Annotated in this window: 15 protein-coding genes; 9 read left to right on the top strand and 6 right to left on the bottom strand. The window is 40.1% G+C overall.

The window, feature by feature from the left end:
* Positions 1–6 precede the first annotated feature (6 nt).
* On the top strand, positions 7–1,668 hold the full coding sequence (locus VMW01_10135; GenBank protein HUW06611.1) for an AMP-binding protein: 1,662 nt from the start codon (positions 7–9) through the stop codon (positions 1,666–1,668).
* A gap of 25 nt (positions 1,669–1,693) precedes the next feature.
* Here the strand turns inward: VMW01_10135 and VMW01_10130 are convergent, their stop codons facing one another.
* Positions 1,694–2,353, bottom strand: a complete 660-nt coding sequence (locus VMW01_10130) for a DUF2461 domain-containing protein (GenBank protein ID HUW06610.1) — start codon at positions 2,351–2,353, stop codon at positions 1,694–1,696.
* A 58-nt stretch (positions 2,354–2,411) separates the two neighbouring features.
* Here VMW01_10130 and VMW01_10125 point away from each other — a divergent pair, with 58 nt between their 5' ends.
* The gene (locus tag VMW01_10125; protein ID HUW06609.1) at positions 2,412–3,092 is read left to right on the top strand and encodes a 2-C-methyl-D-erythritol 4-phosphate cytidylyltransferase; all 681 of its coding nucleotides are present in this window, start codon (positions 2,412–2,414) and stop codon (positions 3,090–3,092) included.
* On the opposite strand, the gene VMW01_10120 is transcribed toward VMW01_10125, so the two are convergent.
* On the bottom strand, positions 3,089–4,294 hold the full coding sequence (locus VMW01_10120) for an ATP-binding protein (GenBank protein ID HUW06608.1): 1,206 nt from the start codon (positions 4,292–4,294) through the stop codon (positions 3,089–3,091). The genes VMW01_10125 and VMW01_10120 overlap by 4 nt on opposite strands.
* Before the next feature lie 789 nt (positions 4,295–5,083).
* On the opposite strand from VMW01_10120, the gene VMW01_10115 reads away from it, so the two are divergent.
* From VMW01_10115 to VMW01_10105, 3 genes are read left to right on the top strand one after another with little or no spacing between them, the layout of a single operon-like run.
* A complete protein-coding gene (locus VMW01_10115) occupies positions 5,084–6,409 on the top strand; it encodes a TolC family protein (protein ID HUW06607.1) in 1,326 nt (441 codons plus the stop codon).
* Positions 6,410–6,438: 29 nt separating this feature from the next.
* On the top strand, positions 6,439–7,557 hold the full coding sequence (locus VMW01_10110) for an efflux RND transporter periplasmic adaptor subunit (protein HUW06606.1): 1,119 nt from the start codon (positions 6,439–6,441) through the stop codon (positions 7,555–7,557).
* Positions 7,558–7,587: 30 nt separating this feature from the next.
* Positions 7,588–10,965 carry an efflux RND transporter permease subunit gene (locus VMW01_10105; GenBank protein HUW06605.1) on the top strand — a complete coding sequence of 1,126 codons (3,378 nt, stop codon included), beginning with the start codon at positions 7,588–7,590 and terminating at the stop codon, positions 10,963–10,965.
* A gap of 80 nt (positions 10,966–11,045) precedes the next feature.
* On the opposite strand, the gene hemW is transcribed toward VMW01_10105, so the two are convergent.
* Positions 11,046–12,173, bottom strand: a complete 1,128-nt coding sequence (gene hemW, locus VMW01_10100; GenBank protein ID HUW06604.1) for a radical SAM family heme chaperone HemW — start codon at positions 12,171–12,173, stop codon at positions 11,046–11,048.
* Between the two features lie 57 nt (positions 12,174–12,230).
* Between hemW and VMW01_10095 the strand changes: the two genes are divergently transcribed.
* On the top strand, positions 12,231–12,617 hold the full coding sequence (locus VMW01_10095; GenBank protein ID HUW06603.1) for a VanZ family protein: 387 nt from the start codon (positions 12,231–12,233) through the stop codon (positions 12,615–12,617).
* On the opposite strand, the gene rpiB is transcribed toward VMW01_10095, so the two are convergent.
* Positions 12,612–13,061, bottom strand: coding sequence for a ribose 5-phosphate isomerase B (gene rpiB / locus VMW01_10090; protein HUW06602.1), 450 nt, complete (start codon positions 13,059–13,061; stop codon positions 12,612–12,614). The genes VMW01_10095 and rpiB overlap by 6 nt on opposite strands.
* Positions 13,062–13,566: 505 nt before the next feature.
* On the opposite strand from rpiB, the gene nadA reads away from it, so the two are divergent.
* Genes nadA through ruvB form a run of 3 tightly spaced genes read left to right on the top strand, consistent with a single transcriptional unit; the run spans position 13,567 to position 17,193 of the window.
* A complete protein-coding gene (gene nadA / locus VMW01_10085) occupies positions 13,567–14,553 on the top strand; it encodes a quinolinate synthase NadA (protein ID HUW06601.1) in 987 nt (328 codons plus the stop codon).
* A 49-nt stretch (positions 14,554–14,602) separates the two neighbouring features.
* Positions 14,603–16,162: a hypothetical protein gene (locus VMW01_10080; GenBank protein ID HUW06600.1), complete on the top strand. Its 1,560-nt coding sequence runs from the start codon at positions 14,603–14,605 to the stop codon at positions 16,160–16,162.
* A 2-nt stretch (positions 16,163–16,164) separates the two neighbouring features.
* Complete coding sequence (ruvB, locus tag VMW01_10075; GenBank protein HUW06599.1) at positions 16,165–17,193, top strand: Holliday junction branch migration DNA helicase RuvB; 1,029 nt, start codon at positions 16,165–16,167, stop codon at positions 17,191–17,193.
* Here the strand turns inward: ruvB and VMW01_10070 are convergent.
* The gene (locus VMW01_10070; protein ID HUW06598.1) at positions 17,190–17,897 is read right to left on the bottom strand and encodes a Crp/Fnr family transcriptional regulator; all 708 of its coding nucleotides are present in this window, start codon (positions 17,895–17,897) and stop codon (positions 17,190–17,192) included. The two genes, ruvB and VMW01_10070, sit on opposite strands and share 4 nt — an antisense overlap.
* A gap of 100 nt (positions 17,898–17,997) precedes the next feature.
* Positions 17,998–18,385: hypothetical protein (locus VMW01_10065; protein HUW06597.1), on the bottom strand; the 388-nt coding region annotated here is incomplete at its 5' end.

The raw sequence follows: 18,385 nt of genomic DNA, 5'->3' as shown, positions 1-18,385 counted from the left end.
TTCCCTATGATTAACGAAAACTTTATTAAGGAATACGTAGAAAAAAGCCTGAAGCAAAATTGGAATAGGCCTGCCTTTTCTGACTACCTCGACAAGACATATACCTACGCCGATGTCGCCAAAAAAATTGCACTGCTGCATGAATACTATAAAATATGGGGGCTTTGCGAAGGTGATAAGGTTGCTCTTATAGGTCGAAATAGCAGCAATTGGGCGATAGCATATCTATCCGTTGTTACATACGGAGCGGTTATTGTTCCTATCCTACCCGATTTTGCGCCAGCCGACATTCACCACATTGTTAACCACTCCGACTCGGTTCTCATGTTTTCCAGCGATAATATCTGGGAAAATATTGATGAGTCATCAATGAGGAGTGTTCGCGCATTTTTTTCGCTTACCAACTTTGGCCTACTTACCCACCACAATCAGGCAGCAGCCGATCAGACAAATCATTTGATTGAAAGCGATAGCGATGCTTTTGCCGAGCTCCAGCCCAAAGATCTAAATTTTGCAGAAATCCCAAACAGTAATCTTGGTGTAATAAGCTATACATCAGGAACAACCGGCTTCTCTAAGGGTGTAATGCTCCCACTAAACAGCTTGGCGGCAAACATGCTCTTTGGCCACACCACCATACCCTTGCGTCCTGGCGATAGAATAGTTTCCTTTTTACCATTGGCGCATGCCTATGGATGCGCTTTTGAATTTTTGTGGCCATTCTCTGTTGGATGCCATATTAACTTCCTAACAAAAACGCCTGCTCCAAAGCTAATTATGCAAGCTTTTGAGCACATAAAACCGAGACTTGTTCTTACAGTGCCACTAATAATCGAGAAAATTTACAAAAAGCAGATTCTGCCGACTCTCAATAAGCGCCCCATGAAGATGCTTATGAATGTTCCTCTTCTCGATAAAAAAATTTTTCAGCAGGTAAACAAAAAACTCACCGACGTTTTCGGTGGAAGCTTCATTGAGGTAATTATTGGCGGAGCACCACTTAATCTTGAAGTGGAAGAATTTTTAAAAAAAATTAAATTCCAGTATACCGTAGGGTTTGGTATGACCGAGTGCGGGCCGCTGATTTCGTATGCTTCATGGAAAGAAATCCCAGTCGGCTCTTGTGGAAAAATCCTTCCCACCCTCGAAATTATGATTGATTCCCCTGATCCACAGAATGTGGTTGGCGAAATTCTGGTGAAAGGGGAGAATGTTATGCTTGGCTACTATAAAAACGAAGAGGCCACTCGTGCTACAATTTCACCCGAAGGATGGCTTCACACCGGAGACCTTGGAGTTGTAGATACAAATGGATTCATCTTCATCAAAGGACGAAGCAAAAGCATGATTCTTGGCTCAACTGGACAGAACATCTATCCAGAAGAAATTGAGGCAAGGTTGAACAACATGCCATTTATTCAAGAATCGTTGGTGGTAGAGCGCAACGGCCGTCTGGTAGCTCTCATCTATCCCGACTATGAGGCTGCTGACGAGGCCGGTGTCAACACCAACGACCTCGAGATTATTATGGAGGAAAATCGAAAAAATATCAACGAACAGCTGCCTGCCTTCATGCAGTTGGCGAAAACGAAACTCTATCCTGAGGAGTTTGAAAAAACGCCCAAGAAGAGCATAAAGCGATTTCTGTACAGTACCGTGGATATCTAAAAAAACGGAATACTAGGCGCGTTGTCTATTCAATGGCCTCGCGCAAAAACTTGTTAAGCCCAAACATTGCCCGGCAACCCTCAACCAGCTGGTTCTCAAACGTGGGCAAAAACACCTCTTTGTTGGTAAAGGTTCTGCCGACCGTAAAACTTTTCAGCTTTAAATAGGCCGCAACAGGCGAGTCAACAGAAAATCCAGCAGGAACTCTCACGAGTGAGTCTTCGTTCGATAAATCGTCGAACCACCTACTAAAATCTTTGTCTCCCACAATCTGCAAAAACTCCTCGTGGTAAAAATCAATTGCCCTACGAATTTTTTTAAGGTGCTCTGACTCTGGCCTCCATGCTCCACCGGCAACCATAGATTCGCCAGGACCGAGATGAATGTAATAGCCGCCTCCTGAACTTTTTCGTCCACCCGGAGCAATGAAACCGCCAAAATGGGTTTTATATGGACTTTTATCGTTCGAGAATCGAACGTCTCGGTAAATGCGGAAAATACACGCTTTGGGGTTAAGCCCAACCACCTCCTTGTCGAACATGCCAACCAAAGAGATTATTCGGCTCATAATGTTTTCAAATCCCGTAAGAGTTTTTTGATAGCTCGCCTTATGCTCAGCAAACCACTCACGGTTGTTATTCTTCTGTAAATCAGACAAAAAATTGATTATGTCAACCTGTTCCATCGTTTGTTAGTTTATACTACCTTCGTAAACAATATTTTCACCACGAAGTTAAGAGAAAATGAAAAAGGCAGCCATTATTGTTGCGGGTGGAATTGGTACCCGAATTGGAGGTGACATCCCTAAGCAATTCCAACTCATTGGGGGTAAGCCCATTGTTCTTTGGGCGCTTGAAGCGTTCTATCGGTTCGACCCAGAAATGACCCTCATTCTCGTTATTCCCGCGCAGCACTTCGACTCCTGGGAAGCAATTCAAAAAGAGTTTAATCCACCATTTGCGGTGACCCTTGTAAAAGGAGGAGAAGAGCGCTTTTACTCTGTACAAAATGGTATTGCCGCCTTGGGTGATGAGGAGTTAATTGCCATACACGACGGCGTTAGGCCATTCATCGACGAAGTAACCATTCGTCGCTGTTTTGAAGCTGCTGACAAAACTGGAACCGCCGTTCCCGTTATTGAGTCGGTAGACTCCATTCGGCTGCTTACCCCTGATGGAAGCCGCCCATTGAAGCGCAGAGACGTGAAGCGCGTTCAAACACCGCAGATTTTTAAAAGAGACGTGCTTTTGAAGGGTTACGCACAACCATATAAGGATGTATTTACCGATGACGCATCGGTAATTGAAGTTTCTGGAACCAAAATCACCCTTATTGAAGGAAATAAGTTGAATCTTAAGATTACAACACACGAAGAGCTTCTTATGGCAAGCATTGTGGCTGAAAAATGGGCTCAAGAAAACTAGCGATCTAACTTTGGTGCTGTAAAGAAAAAGGTGGTTCCTTGATTAAGAATGCTTTCAACCCATATTTTACCACCATTACGCACAACAAATTCCTTACAGAGAATGAGGCCCAAACCGGTACCTTTCTCCTGACCAGTACCCATGGTTGTTGGATTGCTGTCCAGCTTAAATAGGTTGTTCATATCTTCTGGCGAGATACCTACACCTGTATCGGAAACAGTTACAAGAACAAATTCATTGTCCTGCACGATTGATATCGAAACTTCACCACCTGCAGATGTAAACTTTATTGCATTGGAAACGAGGTTACGAACCACCGTAGTTATCATATTGACGTCAACATAGGCAAACCATTCGCCACATTTTGGACCGTTTAACTCAATGCCTTTGTTGACAGCATTACCTCGCAAAAGTTCGATGTTCTCATTTACAATATCACAGATATTAACCACCTTGGGGCGTAATGGCATTCTCCCGGTTTGAACCAAAGACCACTGAAGAAGATTCTCAAGGAGGTTAAAGGTGTTGTTGGAATACTTGTAAATCTGTCCTATAAACTCTTTTAACCGTTCTGGATCAAAATTTTCAAATTCGCGGGCAAGCAACTCTGATAAACTTAACACTGTTGAAAAAGGGTTGCGCAAATCGTGGGCAATGATGGCAAAAAACTTATCCTTTGTGGCATTCAGCACCTCCAACTCCTTCCGCTGCATTTCCAACTCATCACGCTGGCGCTGGATTTGTTCGTTTTTAGTAATGAGTTCATGCTGCAACACGTTGTAGTCCCTAAGCCTCATGATGAGAGCTTTGAGTATGCTCTGGGTAATCTTTTTATTTGATTCTATTATTTGGATAAAGTGAGATTGATCGAGTCTAAGTAATTCTGTTGCTTCCGTTGCCGTTATGGTTGCAGAGCGTGGAGAGCTGTCTATCAGAGCATATTCACCGAAATATTCATTGCTGGAAAATGTTGAATAAATGTGCTCGCCCTCATGAACCTTAACCTTCCCGCTCACAATTACATAGAGCGCAAAATCCATATCCCCCTTGTTGAATATAACCTGATCCTGCTTAAAAAATTGTGACGTAGAAACTTTTGCTATTTCATCAATCACATCATTTGGAACTTCGGCAAAAATTGAAACAAGCTTAAGTATCGACGCGTTAGATTTTTTTTCAATATTATTAGGAAACAGGTTCATTGCTTAATGTTTAGGAATCTGACAAGAAGTAAATGTATTCTAAAAATGTTTAAATCCAAATGCGTTTCGGGTAAATATTGACAATAGGCTACATTTACTCCGTCTGCGACTAATTTAACTTTAAGCACGGAGCGAAAATTTATACCAAATTTCTTAATTCATTAACTATCTGCTATTTTTGCAGCCGGTTCTTGCTAAACCTTTCGCATTAATACCTCTCACAAATAGAAAGAAACATTGATGGGTTTGTTAATGATAAGCAGATTAAGATGTCACATTATAAGTGGAGAGCCCAATTGCAGGCACGTGGATTGTTGAAATATACAATATATATTTTGCACAACAATCAAATTTACATCGCTCCAATAAAGCATCATGCCTGCTATATAGCAGCGACAAAACGAAAAAATCAGGTTTGCCTGCAATGGGTCAGTCGTGAACGAACGACGGTTCAGCCTGCTTTTTTGCCTTTTCGTCGAGATATTGTTTTGTCATTTTTGTGATTGTTGTTCTTTTGTCATCGTTCAACAGTAATAATAATAGTAGAAACAAGTTGTTTTTCATAGCTTTACTGAACGATTTGGGTTAATTGTTTGTTAACAATTTTTATCTTTTCTCTTTTAATTTTTTTTCGTGCAGGCAAATATATACTTTCGTCGCACAAAAGGGAAAATTAGTAATATTATCGGCGGTAATAACTTCATTTTCACCAACGAACAATATGCAGGAATGCCTTGCTTGCGAACACAAATATTTTTTTTGGTTCAAACAAAAACACAATAACATCCAATGGTTAAAAAAACACTTCTTGTCCTACCCTTGCTGATTACGAGCTTAGTCACCTCTGCATTCTCGCAATCAGATTCTACGGCTATGGCGCTTTCGCTGAACAAGGCCATAGAGTATGCGGAGAGCAATAATCTCCAAGTTAAAAATAGCGAACTCGATTTGGCGATCGCAAAGAAAAAGATATGGGAAACGACGGCCTCTGGTCTTCCTCAGGTAACTGGTTCCGGATCATATCAACATACTTTTAGTGTTCCGACGGCCATATTCCCAGATTTTACCGATCCAACTAAAACACAAGCCATAAAACTTGGCGTCGCCAATAGCACCTCATGGAGCGTTAAGGTTACTCAGCTTGTGTTTAGCGGTGAATATATTGTTGGATTAAGGGCATCAAAAATTTATAAGGAACTCTCTGACCGAAATCTGACAAAGACAAAAAACGATATTCGGGAATCGGTTACTACTGGCTACTACCTTGTGTTGATTATGGAGGAAAATCTTAAAATCATGAAGGAGACCCAGGTGGTTACGAACAAGAACCTTGGCGATATAATTGCCTTAGGTGACCAGGGCCTTGTTGAGGAAACAAATGTTGACCAGCTCCGCATAATCAAGGCAAACATTGACAACGCGGTTGCGAACCTTGAGCGCCAATCACAGTGGTCTAAAAACCTACTCAAGTTCCAACTAGGGCTTGATTTATCAACAAATATTGAACTTACCGATAGTCTTAACGACTATATTGAAGAGGGAAAATTAACAGCAAGCCTCAACACAGCCCTTAATCTAAAAGCAAATCCAGATTACCGTGTGGCTGTTACTGCTGAAAAACTTCAAAAGTTGAGCCTCGATCGTCAGAAATCACTTTTTCTGCCCACCATTTCTGCCTACTATCAGCACCAAAAGCTACTTAACACCTCTAGCTTTAACTTTCAGCCGGAGGATGTTTTCGGCCTTTCCCTCGATGTGCCCATCTTCACAAGCGGAATGAAACTTTCGCAACTTTCGCAAGCACGTAAACAGTACCAACAGTCGCAGAACAATACCAAAATGGCAGAGCAGAACTTAATGCTTTCGTTTGAAAATGCACAAAACAACTTCAAAAATGCTTACTCCAGCTACATAACGACCAAAGCAAACCTTGCTCTGGTTAAAAAAATTCTGGATCACACCATGATAAAATACAAGGAAGGAGTGACCACAAGTAGCGATCTATACCAAGCAGAAAATCAATACCTATCAACTGAATCTGACTATTTCAACGCGATGAACAGTTTGCTTACAGCAAAAACGACGCTTGAAAAACTCAACAACAACCAGCAGTAAAAATTTTGTTAACGACAACATCCACTATTATGAATACAAAAATCATTGTTTTTGCACTTAGTTCGCTGCTTCTTGCCTGCAGCAGCAACAAGCAAAATGAGCTGAACAAGCTTAAGGACCAAAGGGAGGCCTTAACCCAAAAAATTGAAACCCTCGAAAAGGAAATTTCGACAACAAAAACCGATACGAATTCAACAGAAAAATACGCCCTCGTTTCGGTTGAAAATGTAGCATTCCAACCCTTTCGCCACTTCATAAAAGTTTATGGAGAGCTTGATGGTGACCAAAATGCTGCCGTCTTTGCACAAGCTAGCGGAACTGTAGTGGCAAGATATGCCGACGTGGGAACAGTGGTAAAAAAGGGACAGGTGCTTGCACAAATCGACGACCAACAATATCAGAAGCAACTTCAAAGCCTTCAGACGCAATATAACATGGCACTTGATCTGTTCAACAAACAGCAGCGCTTATGGGATCAAAAGGTGGGGAGCGAGGTTCAATACCTTCAGGCAAAAACCAACAAGGAATCGCTGGAGCAACAAATGGCGGCCACCAAGGATCAACTCAACAATTTCAAGATTAAGTCACCTTCGGACGGAACCATTGAAGAGTGCAACATCAAGGTTGGAGGTATGGTTACCCCAAGTCCACAACAAGTTCTTTACCGAGTTGTAGCGTTTGGAAAGTTGAAGGTTAAAGCCGATATCTCCGAAGCGTATACCTCAAAGGTTAACCAAGGTGATATGCTTACCATAAATTTTCCTGACATAAATGCCAACGCAACCTCCCGTGTCGATTTTGTAAGTAAGTATATCAGCCCGGTTAATCGCACCTTCAACATTGAAGCAAGCATCGACACTAAGGTGCCAAATCTAAAGGCCAATATGGTGGCTATTCTCAACATCAACGACTACTACAAGGAAAAGGCCATTGTTGTTTCTCAAAATATTATCAGCAGCGATGCTGATGGCACATACGTATTTGTTGTCAGGCAGAATGGAAACAATATTGAAGCAAAGAAGCAAAGCGTTGTTCTTGGCACAACCAACAATGGCTTAGTGGAAGTTATTTCCGGCTTAAAACCTGGTGACAAGCTAATTACCCTTGGATACCAAGACTTAATAGACGGTGCCAGCATTCGTTATTAATCCAGAACCCTTCGGTTTAAAATAGATACAATGGATAAAAAACTGAAAGAATTCAAACCAACCAGCTGGGCAATTGACAATAAACTTAGCATCTATGTGTTGGTCATTATCATAGCGGTGTTTGGGCTTTTTAACTACTTAACCATTCCCAAGGAGCAATTCCCTGAAATTGTAATTCCAAACATAATTGTCAATACAGTATACCCAGGAACCTCTCCTGCCGATATTGAAAACCTAATCACTCGCCCTATCGAGAAAAACATCAAGGCCATAAACGGGGTTAAAAAAATTACCTCCCGCTCGGTGCAGGATTTTTCTGCGATTGTGGTTGAGTTTAATACAGATGTGGACGTAACCGATGCTAAGCAGAAAGTAAAAGATGCAGTTGACAAATCGAAGGTAGACTTACCTTCCGATTTAAAAACAGACCCCGAAGTTACAGATATCGACCTATCGGACATTCCGATAATGTACATTGAACTTTCAGGCGATCTCCCTCTCGATAAGCTCAAGAAATACGGAGACGACTTAAAGGATAAATTTGAAAGCCTCAAGGAAATAACCCGTGTTGACATTATTGGTGCACTCGACCGAGAAATACAGATCGATATCGATATGTATAAAATGCAAGCCGCAAGCTTAACATTTACTGAGGTTCAAAATGCCATAACCAACGATAATGCAACCATTTCTGGCGGAAACATCAATCTGCAAGGAATGAGCCGCACCGTTAGAATAGTTGGTGAATTTAAAAGCCTCGACGATGTTAAGAATATTGTGGTAACAACAGCTAGCGGTGCGCTGGTAAAGCTCAAGGATATTGCAACTGTCCGCGATGGTTTCCATGAACAGGAGAGCTATGCTCGCCAAGACGGGAAAAATGTAATTACCCTCAACATTGTCAAGAAAAGTGGTCAAAATCTGCTTGATGCTTCTGATAAAATTAAACAGATTATCAAGGAGATGAAGGAAACCTCTTTGCCTAACAGCCTAAAAATCACCATAAACGGCGATCAATCCAAATACACCAGAACAACCTTATCGGATCTGAATAACACCATTATCATTGGCTTCATTCTGGTAACTATTGTGCTGATGTTTTTCATGGGTATTATGAATTCCTTGTTTGTGGGATTATCCATCCCGCTTTCCATGGCGCTGGCGTATATCGTCATGCCATACATCGGGTTTACTATGAACATGCTGGTAATGTTTGCCTTTATTTTTGCCCTAGGAATAGTGGTAGATGACGCCATTGTGGTTATCGAGAACACCCACCGAATATTCATGAAAAAGAAGATGGATATTAAAAGTGCGGCCAAGTATGCAGCCGGAGAGGTGTTTGTTCCTATTCTATCTGGAACCCTAACCACATTAGCTCCTTTCTTCCCGCTTGCCTTTTGGCCCGGAGTAGTTGGTGAATTCATGTATTTTATACCCGTAACATTAATTATTACGCTCTTTGCCTCACTAATTGTGGCCTACATCATCAATCCGGTATTTGCCATCGATTTTATGAAGCACGACGAGGAGGAGCATCCAACCCCTCTTAAAAAACTATACCTAATTTGTAGCGGGATTACAATTGCCTCAATCCCCTTTTACCTGTTTGGTTTGCGGGCATTTGCCAACTTAATGATTTTTGTTGCATTAATAGCGTTGCTTCACAATCTATACGGCTATAAAATTTTACGGAAATTTCAGCAGCATTTCATCCCGGCAATGATGAGGAGATATGAGAATTTACTGCGCTGGGTACTTGCGGGAAAACGTCCATACTGGTTGTTAACGGGTATGGTTGGCCTTTTCTTCTTAACCATGGTACTGGTTGCACTTAAGCCACCTAAGGTTATGTTTTTCCCCGACAATCAGCCTAACAACGTTATTACCTATATCAAGCTGCCCATTGGAACCGATATTTCGGTCACCGACTCCATTGCTAAAGTTGTTGAGCATCGAATTATGGAAGTCCTTGGTAAAAACAATCCAATTGTAGAATCTGTACTTACCAATGTTGCGCTTCAGGCCTCCGATAATCAGTTCGACAATAGTACAAAATCGTCCAACCTGGCCAAGATATCGGTAAACTTTGTTGAATTCTCAAAGAGAAATGGCGAGAACACCTCGGTGTATATGTCAAAAATCCGCGATAATATAAAGGGAATACCTGGCGCGGATATCGTGGTAGATAAAAACAAAAATGGTCCTCCTGTTGGAAAGCCAATCAACATTGAATTATCGAGTGAAAATCTCGACCAGCTGGTTGTTACTGCAAATCGCTTTAAGCGCTATCTCGACTCGCTCCAAATTGATGGGATTGAAGAGCTTAAGACGGACTTTGCCACCTCCAAACCGGAGCTGCTCATAAAGTTGGATCGTGAAAGAGCAAACCGTGATGGCGTTTCGGCAGGAATGATAGGAAGTCAAATTCGCACAGCACTTCTTGGTACCGAAATTTCAAAATACAGAGAAGGAGAAGATCAATATCCAATCATTCTTCGATTCAAGGACTATCAGCGCAACGATGTAGAGCAGTTGATGAACCTGAGCCTTACATACAGGGACATGAACTCTGGCACATTGCGGCAGATACCATTGTCGGCAGTTGCTCATGTGGAATACACAAAAAGTTATGGTGAAATTAATCGCTTAAACCTAAAGCGCGTAATCACCGTCTCTTCCAACGTGCTTACAGGTTATACGTCTAACGAAATTATCGCTAAAATAAAGAAGGCAATCCCTGCATTTACAAAACCATCTAGCGTTCAGATTCGAATTACCGGAGAGCAGGAAGATCAGGCTGAAACAATGGCCTTTCTCAGCAAGGCGTTGCTCTTCTCCCTTTTCCTTATACTGTTTATCCTAATCAACCAGTTCAACTCGCTATCGAAACCGATAATTATTCTTTCAGAGGTAATTTTCAGCGTGATGGGAGTGTTGCTCGGTTACATCTTCTTTGGTATGACCATCTCCATTATCATGACTGGTTTGGGCCTTGTTGCTCTGGCTGGTATTGTGGTCCGAAACGGAATACTATTGGTTGAATTTACCGATGTGCTTAAGGAAGAGGGTGCCAAAACAAGAAACGCCATTGTTGAAGCAGGTAAAACGCGTATAACCCCGGTTGTGCTAACGGCATCGGCTACGGTTCTTGGCCTAATTCCGCTTGCGGTTGGTTTCAACATCGACTTTGTATCGCTGTTTGCATCACTTCAACCGCATATCCATTTTGGTGGCGATAACGTAATGTTCTTTGGCCCATTGGCCTGGACGATTATTTTTGGTTTAACCTTTGCAACGTTTCTAACCTTGATTCTTATTCCGGCGATGTATTTTATTATATACACCCGCAACATAAGGTCAATTAGGCGTTCAACCGCACGAAAATACAGAAAAGCAAAAGGCTAACAGCCATATCTCCTTATTCAGAAGGGCGCCATTTATACAATGTGCGCCCTTCTTTTTTCGATTTCGAGTTAACTGTTAGCTCAGCGATTCATCATCATATCCGCAATGATTCCATCGGAAATAAACCATTTTTGCTCAGGAATAATCCAACCGGTTGCACGTTCCTCAACCAGACCAACATTCAACATCTTCCTCACTTGGTTTTCAAAAAACTTACGCGTTTGAATACTTAAGCCATCCAACTCGGTGCGAAGCAACCCTCGGCTTGTTCTGAGCCGCGTTAGCAATAGCTCATTATACTTCTCTTCTTCGCTAAGATATTCAATCTCAAAGGCTAGGCGCCCAGAAGAAATACCATCAAGGTATCGTTTGTTATAAGCCGCATTCCACTGGCGACTTTCGCTGTTATAGGAGTGGGCAGCGGGACCAAGCCCAAGATAGTGGGCACCATACCAATAGGAAGAATTGTGTCGCGACTCATATCCTGGTTTACAAAAATTCGACAGCTCATAGTGCTCATAACCGACGCTTCCAAGCCTTGCGGTTAATTGCTGGTAGTGACGAATGCTTTCCTCGTCATTAGCGGGAACAAAGTTGCCCTGCTGTTGTCGTTTAAAAAACAGGGAGCCGGGCTCTACCATCAGCTGATAGGCCGAAATGTGCTCTGCCGAAAGTTCTATGGCCATCTCAACATTTCGGTCCCATTGCTCTGTTGCCAAACCCGGAAAGCCGTAAATTAAATCGATAGAAATATTGTTAAATCCCGCATTTCGAGCAGCATGAAATGATTCAAAAGCCTGTGCGGCCGAATGATGACGCCCAAAATAGCGGAGATGATCATCGCAAAACGATTGAATACCAATACTTAACCGATTTACACCAACTAGGTAAAGCTCTTGCAAAAAAGTAGCCGACAGATCTTCCGGGTTGGCCTCTAATGTAACCTCTACATTATCGTTTATGCTAAAATAGCACTTTATCCTATCTAAAATTTGGCCAACATCTCCAGCGGTAAGCACCGATGGGGTTCCACCCCCAAAGTAAATGGTATCAATAACCATTCCAGCAAGGTAGTCCTTTCGCTGGTCTAGTTCGCTGCACAGTGCCGCAACCATCAAATCCTTTTGACCGAGGGAGGCAACGGAGTAAAAATCACAGTATAGACACTTGTGCCGGCAAAAGGGGATGTGAAGGTAAATTCCAGCCATCGGGAATAAGGTTATTCAAAAAGTTCATATATTGATCTCAAACAGATTGTTGATATTATGATAAAATATTTCTGGAAATCAATTGTTTGGGGTCTTTTTATTCTCATTATATGTGGCATTCCCGGTGATGAATTAAGCAAATTTAAAATTGTCACCTTGCCATACCTCGATAAGGTTGTACACCTCACTCTCTACTATATTTTCACCATATTTCTCTATTCTGCTTTTATCCACAGAAATGAGGAACTAAGGAAAAATGCCAAGCCTTTTCTCTATGGCTCCCTCATTGCCCTTTCTTATGGCATTGCTATTGAACTCCTTCAACTTTACGTTTTTTCACATCGGTCTTTTGAATTGCTAGATATTGCAGCCAATGCGTTAGGCGTTTTTGCCGCACTCGTGAGCTACGCTGCCATTCATCGACTGACAGAAGAGGTATTATAGCTTCGCTTTAATCGGTATTTTTTCAATGCGCCTTTGGTGTCTACCTCCTTCAAACTCGGTGCTTAAAAAAACATCTACAATCTTTTTGGCCAAGTCAAGAGAGATAAATCGAGCAGGAAGAGAACATACATTTGCATTATTGTGCAGCCGAGCAAGGCGCGAAATTTCCTCCGTCCAGCAAAGCGCTGCCCTTATTTGCTGATGCTTATTCATGGTCATGTTAATACCATTCCCGCTACCACAAAGGGAAATACCCATATTTACAACCTTTTGCTCAACAGCCGTAGCCAACGGATGAGCAAAATCAGGGTAGTCAACGCTCTCCTCGGAATTGGTCCCAAAATCGACTACCTTAAATCCGCGTTGTGCCAAGTGTGCCAAAATTGCCACCTTCATTTCATAGCCAGCATGGTCACACGCAATACCCACCAAAAATTTTTCCATATCTCCAGTTATAAATTTTTTAATCCTTACTGAATTGCAAAATTAGCAATCCCACAATTATTTTCACTACCGACTATTTCATATCCAGAAAACCCCTAATAAACATGAAAATTGCTGTTGATAAATTGTTGACGATTGGGTCAGAAAAAGCGTCCTCGGACTATTGACTTCTTGCTAATTATTTCGTAAGCATTGCTAATACACAAAAGTCAAGGCTTTTTTATCAGTATTTTCCATGGAAGAATTAACACTCAATTAACATCAAAATAGGCTTTCAGTAACATTGTTTTTATGAACACCCTACCTTATGAACAATTGTTAAAAACATTTGTAACCACCTTTAATCTAATAACCTTTATCTATTGATGGTTGTTAATACTATGTTTTTTGATTTTTAATAATCATTTTTGCAACGGCGGAGTTTCTTTTTTACCAACCAAGCTAACCGACTAACATTACCATCATTTTTAAATTCTTTTAAAGAAAAACAAATAATATTATAAGGATGAAATTGTTGAAAAACGGTTTTATAGATGTTCCGGTGGATCCCAATGTTGATCTCTCAAGCGAAATATCCAAATTGTGTAGAGAGAAGAATGCTATTATTTTGGCCCACTACTATCAGTTGCCTGAAATTCAAGATGTAGCGCATTTTGTTGGTGATTCATTGGCACTTTCTCAAAAGGCAGCCTCAAATGATGCTGATATTATTCTTTTTGCTGGTGTTCATTTTATGGCAGAAACAGCAAAAATTCTTTCGCCAACAAAGAAAGTATTAATTCCCGATCTTAATGCTGGATGTTCTTTAGCGGATTCAGCTCCCGTTGGCAAGTTTAAAGAATTTTTGAAGGAATACCCTGGGCATACTGTAATTTCCTATGTTAATACTACCGCAGAGATTAAAGCGGTTAGTGATATTATTTGCACCTCAAGCAATGCTGTTGAAATTGTGAATAGCCTTCCAAAAAATGAGAAAATTGTTTTTGGACCAGATAGAAACCTTGGAAATTATATTCAAGGCATTACTGGTAGAAAAATGGTTATTTGGGATGGGGCATGCCATGTTCATGAAGAGTTTTCTGTTGAAAGAATTATTGAGTTAAAGAAGGAGCATCCCAATGCAAAGATAATTGCACATCCAGAATGTAAGAAGCCAATACTTGTTATGTCTGATTTTATTGGTAGTACAGCTGCTCTACTTAAATATACTAAAACTGATAGCGGTAAGGAATATATTGTTGCAACTGAGCCAGGTATTATTCATCAGATGAAAAAATCCAGCTATAATAAGATTTTTTTGCCTGCGCCTCCAACTGATGCAACTTGCGGATGCAATGATTGTAATTTTATGAAGCTTATAACTTTAAAAAAGATATATCTTACCCTTTTGTATGACGAGCCAGAGGTTAGTATGGATAATCTTCTTATGGATGCTGCACGTAAACCAATTGTAAGGATGCTTGATATGTCTGCAAAATTGGGGCTTTTATAATTATGGCTTACTATTTTTATGCGAGTATCGACTTTAAATAGGGCTATTTATGATATCTAAACTTCCATTGACGATTCATTTTTGGAAGATGAGAATTAGTTTTTTTTTAGTTTTTCTTATTAGTTCCCTATATTCATTTGGACAAGGTGGTGTTAGGGAGTTTAAAAAGTTCTACTATCCTAATGGTGTACTTAGTAGTGAAGGTTATTTCAAAAATGGTAAACCTGATGGTTTTTGGAAAACTTATTATGTTAATGGAGTAATTAAATCTGAGGGATTGTGGCGAAATTCTGTTTTAGACAGCACTTGGAAGTTTTTCGATAATCTTGGTAATGTAAAGAGTATTATCAATTACTACTTAGGAAAAAAGAGTGGATACTATTTTACCTATCAAATGGTTAATGGTAGTGGTAGCAATAAACCAATTCTAATTAGTAAGGAACTATATTTAAATGATAGACATGAGGATTATGGTTTTTACTATTATTCTAATGGTTCTATTAATAGGATAACTCATTATGTGAGTGGAAAAAAGGATGGCGTTGAAAAGGAGTTCGATAAGGATAGTTGTGTCACTACTTTATGCGAATTCAGCAATGGACGATTACTTTATTATGAGGAGGTTAATAGAACGGATTCATTTGGAAAACCTTATGGTGTTTGGAAGACCTTTTTTGATAATGGACGAATAAAGGATGAGAAAGTCTACATTAATGGCTTACTGAATGGATATGTGAAGATATATAATCAAAAGGGTGCTTTGGTGAATGCAATCCTATATAGAAATGATTCTATTGTTAGAGATTCAATATCTAATGACGAGTTGATTTTAAAGGAATTAGTTGATTCAGTTAAGGGCATTACTGAAAGAGGAACTTTTTTAGGAAAAATTAGAGTTGGTAATCATTATTTTTCATCAACGGGTAAGTTGGATTCATGCTTAGTTTATAGTTCGCTTGGTCTATTAGAATCTTCAGGTCCTGTGGATACTAACGGATACAAAAGTGGCCATTGGCGTGAATTTTATGAAGGAACAAAACTTGTAAAGGCTAGTGGAGCCTATTTATTGTCACAAAGAGTTGGTAGGTGGAAATATTTTTATCGAGATGGTAGAGTAGAACAAAGTGGTACCTTTGCTAAGGGTAAAGTATCAGGTAGTTGGGAATGGTTTAATGATGATGGGTCTTTAAGAAAATTTGAGGAATATTATAATGGATTGCGAGATGGCCTTTACTATGAGCTAGATGAAAAGAGCGACACCCTTGTTGTTGGATCTTATATTTCTGGTTTAAAAGATGGAAAATGGAGAATTACTCAGGGTGATCTGGTAGAAACTGGTCGGTTTGTTAGCGATGCTAAGGATGGTGAATGGAAGTATTATTATGCTAATGGCAAGATTTGCTTTAGAGGTTCCTATAACCAAGGTATAGCTGATGGTCGCCATCTATTTTTCTATCCAAATGGTATTTTGCAGGAAGAACAATTCTATTCAAGTGGGTATCCTGTAGGTTTATGGAAAAAGTATTCTGAAGATGGTTTTGTGATAATCACTATTCAGTATAAAGCTGGTGAGGTTTTCAAAATAAACGGGTTTAGGGTTGAGGATTAGCTATGAAGAAGCAAAGTGATGATAGTAGAGTATTTGGTGAGTTTGCCGATTCTGATGGTGATATTGAAAAAAGAATTAGGCCCATTGAATTTGCCGATTTTGATGGCCAGAAGGCTGTTGTTGAGAATTTAAAGATTTTTGTTCAAGCAGCAAAGCAGAGAGGTGAGGCACTCGACCATGTGTTACTGCATGGTCCTCCCGGTTTAGGCAAAACAACACTTGCTCATATTATTGCTAGAGAAATGGGAAGTAATTTAAAAATTACTTCGGGTCCTGTTTTAGATAAAGCTGGTGATCTAGCTGGACTTTTAACAAATCTTGATTTTGGAGATATTCTATTTATTGATGAGATACATCGATTAAGTCCTGTTGTGGAGGAGTACTTATACTCCGCTATGGAAGATTACAGCATCGATATCATGTTGGATAAAGGACCGAGTGCACGTAGCATACAGCTTACGCTTAATCCATTTACGCTTGTTGGTGCTACCACTCGAAGTGGATTACTTACTAGTCCATTAAGAGCAAGATTTGGCATAAAGTCTCATCTTGAGTATTATGATCATACTGTTCTTAAGGGAATTATAAATCGCTCAGCAAGTATTTTGAGCATACAAATTGAAGATCAAGCATCCACGGAAATTGCTCTTCGTAGTAGAGGAACACCTAGAATTTCCAATGCTCTTTTAAGACGTGTTCGTGATTTTGCTCAGGTTAAAGGAAATGGGAAAATCGATATAGAAATTACGCGTATTGCCCTTGATGCTCTTAACATTGATAAGCGTGGCTTAGATGAAATGGATAACCGCATTTTACAAACAATTATCGGCAAATTTAGTGGTGGTCCAGTCGGTCTTAACACTATTTCTACTGCTGTTGGTGAAGATGCTGGAACTATAGAAGAGGTATATGAGCCCTTCTTGATTAAGGAAGGATTCCTTATGCGAACACCAAGAGGTAGAGAAGTTACTAAACTAGCCTATGAGCATCTGGGATTATCATATCTAAGTGAGCCTGATCTCTTTTCTTAGATATCATTAGCTATTTTCTTTAATGCGCTAATATTTTTCAGTTTTATCTTTTTGTTGGATAACTCTATTAGGCTATCAGACTTGAATTCTGAAAGTAACCTGATTACAGATTCTGTTGCTGTACCTACAATATTGGCCAAATCTTCTCTGGTTAGTATTATTTTTAAGAATGAATCCTGGTCCTCCCCAAAATTGTTTCTGAGCATTAGCAAGACTTCTGCTAATCTTTCCCTTACCGTTTTTTGCGCAATGTCCTTGATATACATGTTTGCTTGATTTAATTCTTTGCATGTAAGTTGCATTAAATCAAGTGAAAACGATGAGTTACTCTTTACTAAGCTTAGAAGAACATCGGTTGGCAGATAGCATAGCAGGGCATCGTCTATTACTTGCGCTGTTGTGCATGCAGGTTCATTACTTAGAATTGAACGATAGCCTATTATGTCACCCTTCTGTGCAAATGCAATGATTTGCTCCTTTCCCTCTATTCCTGTTTTGTAGATTTTTAGTATTCCGCTATTTACACAGTAGCACCCGGTGATTCTATTTCCCTCGTGGTATATTATATCACCTTTTAGGTAGGAATTACAGTTTTTTTCATGGTTAAGATACTCACGCTCCTCTGTGTTGAGGTTTTTGAAAATATTAATTTCAGAAACACTACACCCAGGGCAATTCGGTAATTCTTTCCATGGCTTTTTCATCGCTGTAATGTTGTAATTGTGCCGAAAGATAGTGCAAAAATGAGAATAATAAAACCGAAATTAAAAACAGTAAAAAAGCCAAGAATTCTTGGCTTTTTTACTAATATGACTGTGAAAATTGACGTAAAAAGCGTAAATCGTTTTCAAAGTATAAGCGCAGGTCTTTTATCTGGTACTTGAGCATGGCTATTCGTTCAATGCCCATACCAAAGGCAAAACCAGAATAGCGGTTAGAATCGATGCCACAATTTTCGAGAACATTAGGATCGACCATTCCACAACCCAGCACTTCGAGCCAACCTGTATATTTACATACGTTGCAACCAGCACCATTGCAGATTTTGCAACTTACATCCATTTCTGCAGAAGGTTCAGTAAATGGGAAATAGGAAGGTCGTAATCTTATCTCTGTATTTTCTCCAAACATTTCTCTTGCAAAGCTGAGCAAAGTCTGCTTCAGGTCAGTGAACGATACGTTCTCATCAATA

Origin of the sequence: Williamwhitmania sp., assembly GCA_035529935.1 — a bacterium.
Lineage (GTDB): Bacteria > Bacteroidota > Bacteroidia > Bacteroidales > Williamwhitmaniaceae > Williamwhitmania.
The sequence above is the reverse complement of the archived record's forward strand: the minus strand, read 5'-3'. Positions and strand labels throughout refer to the sequence as shown.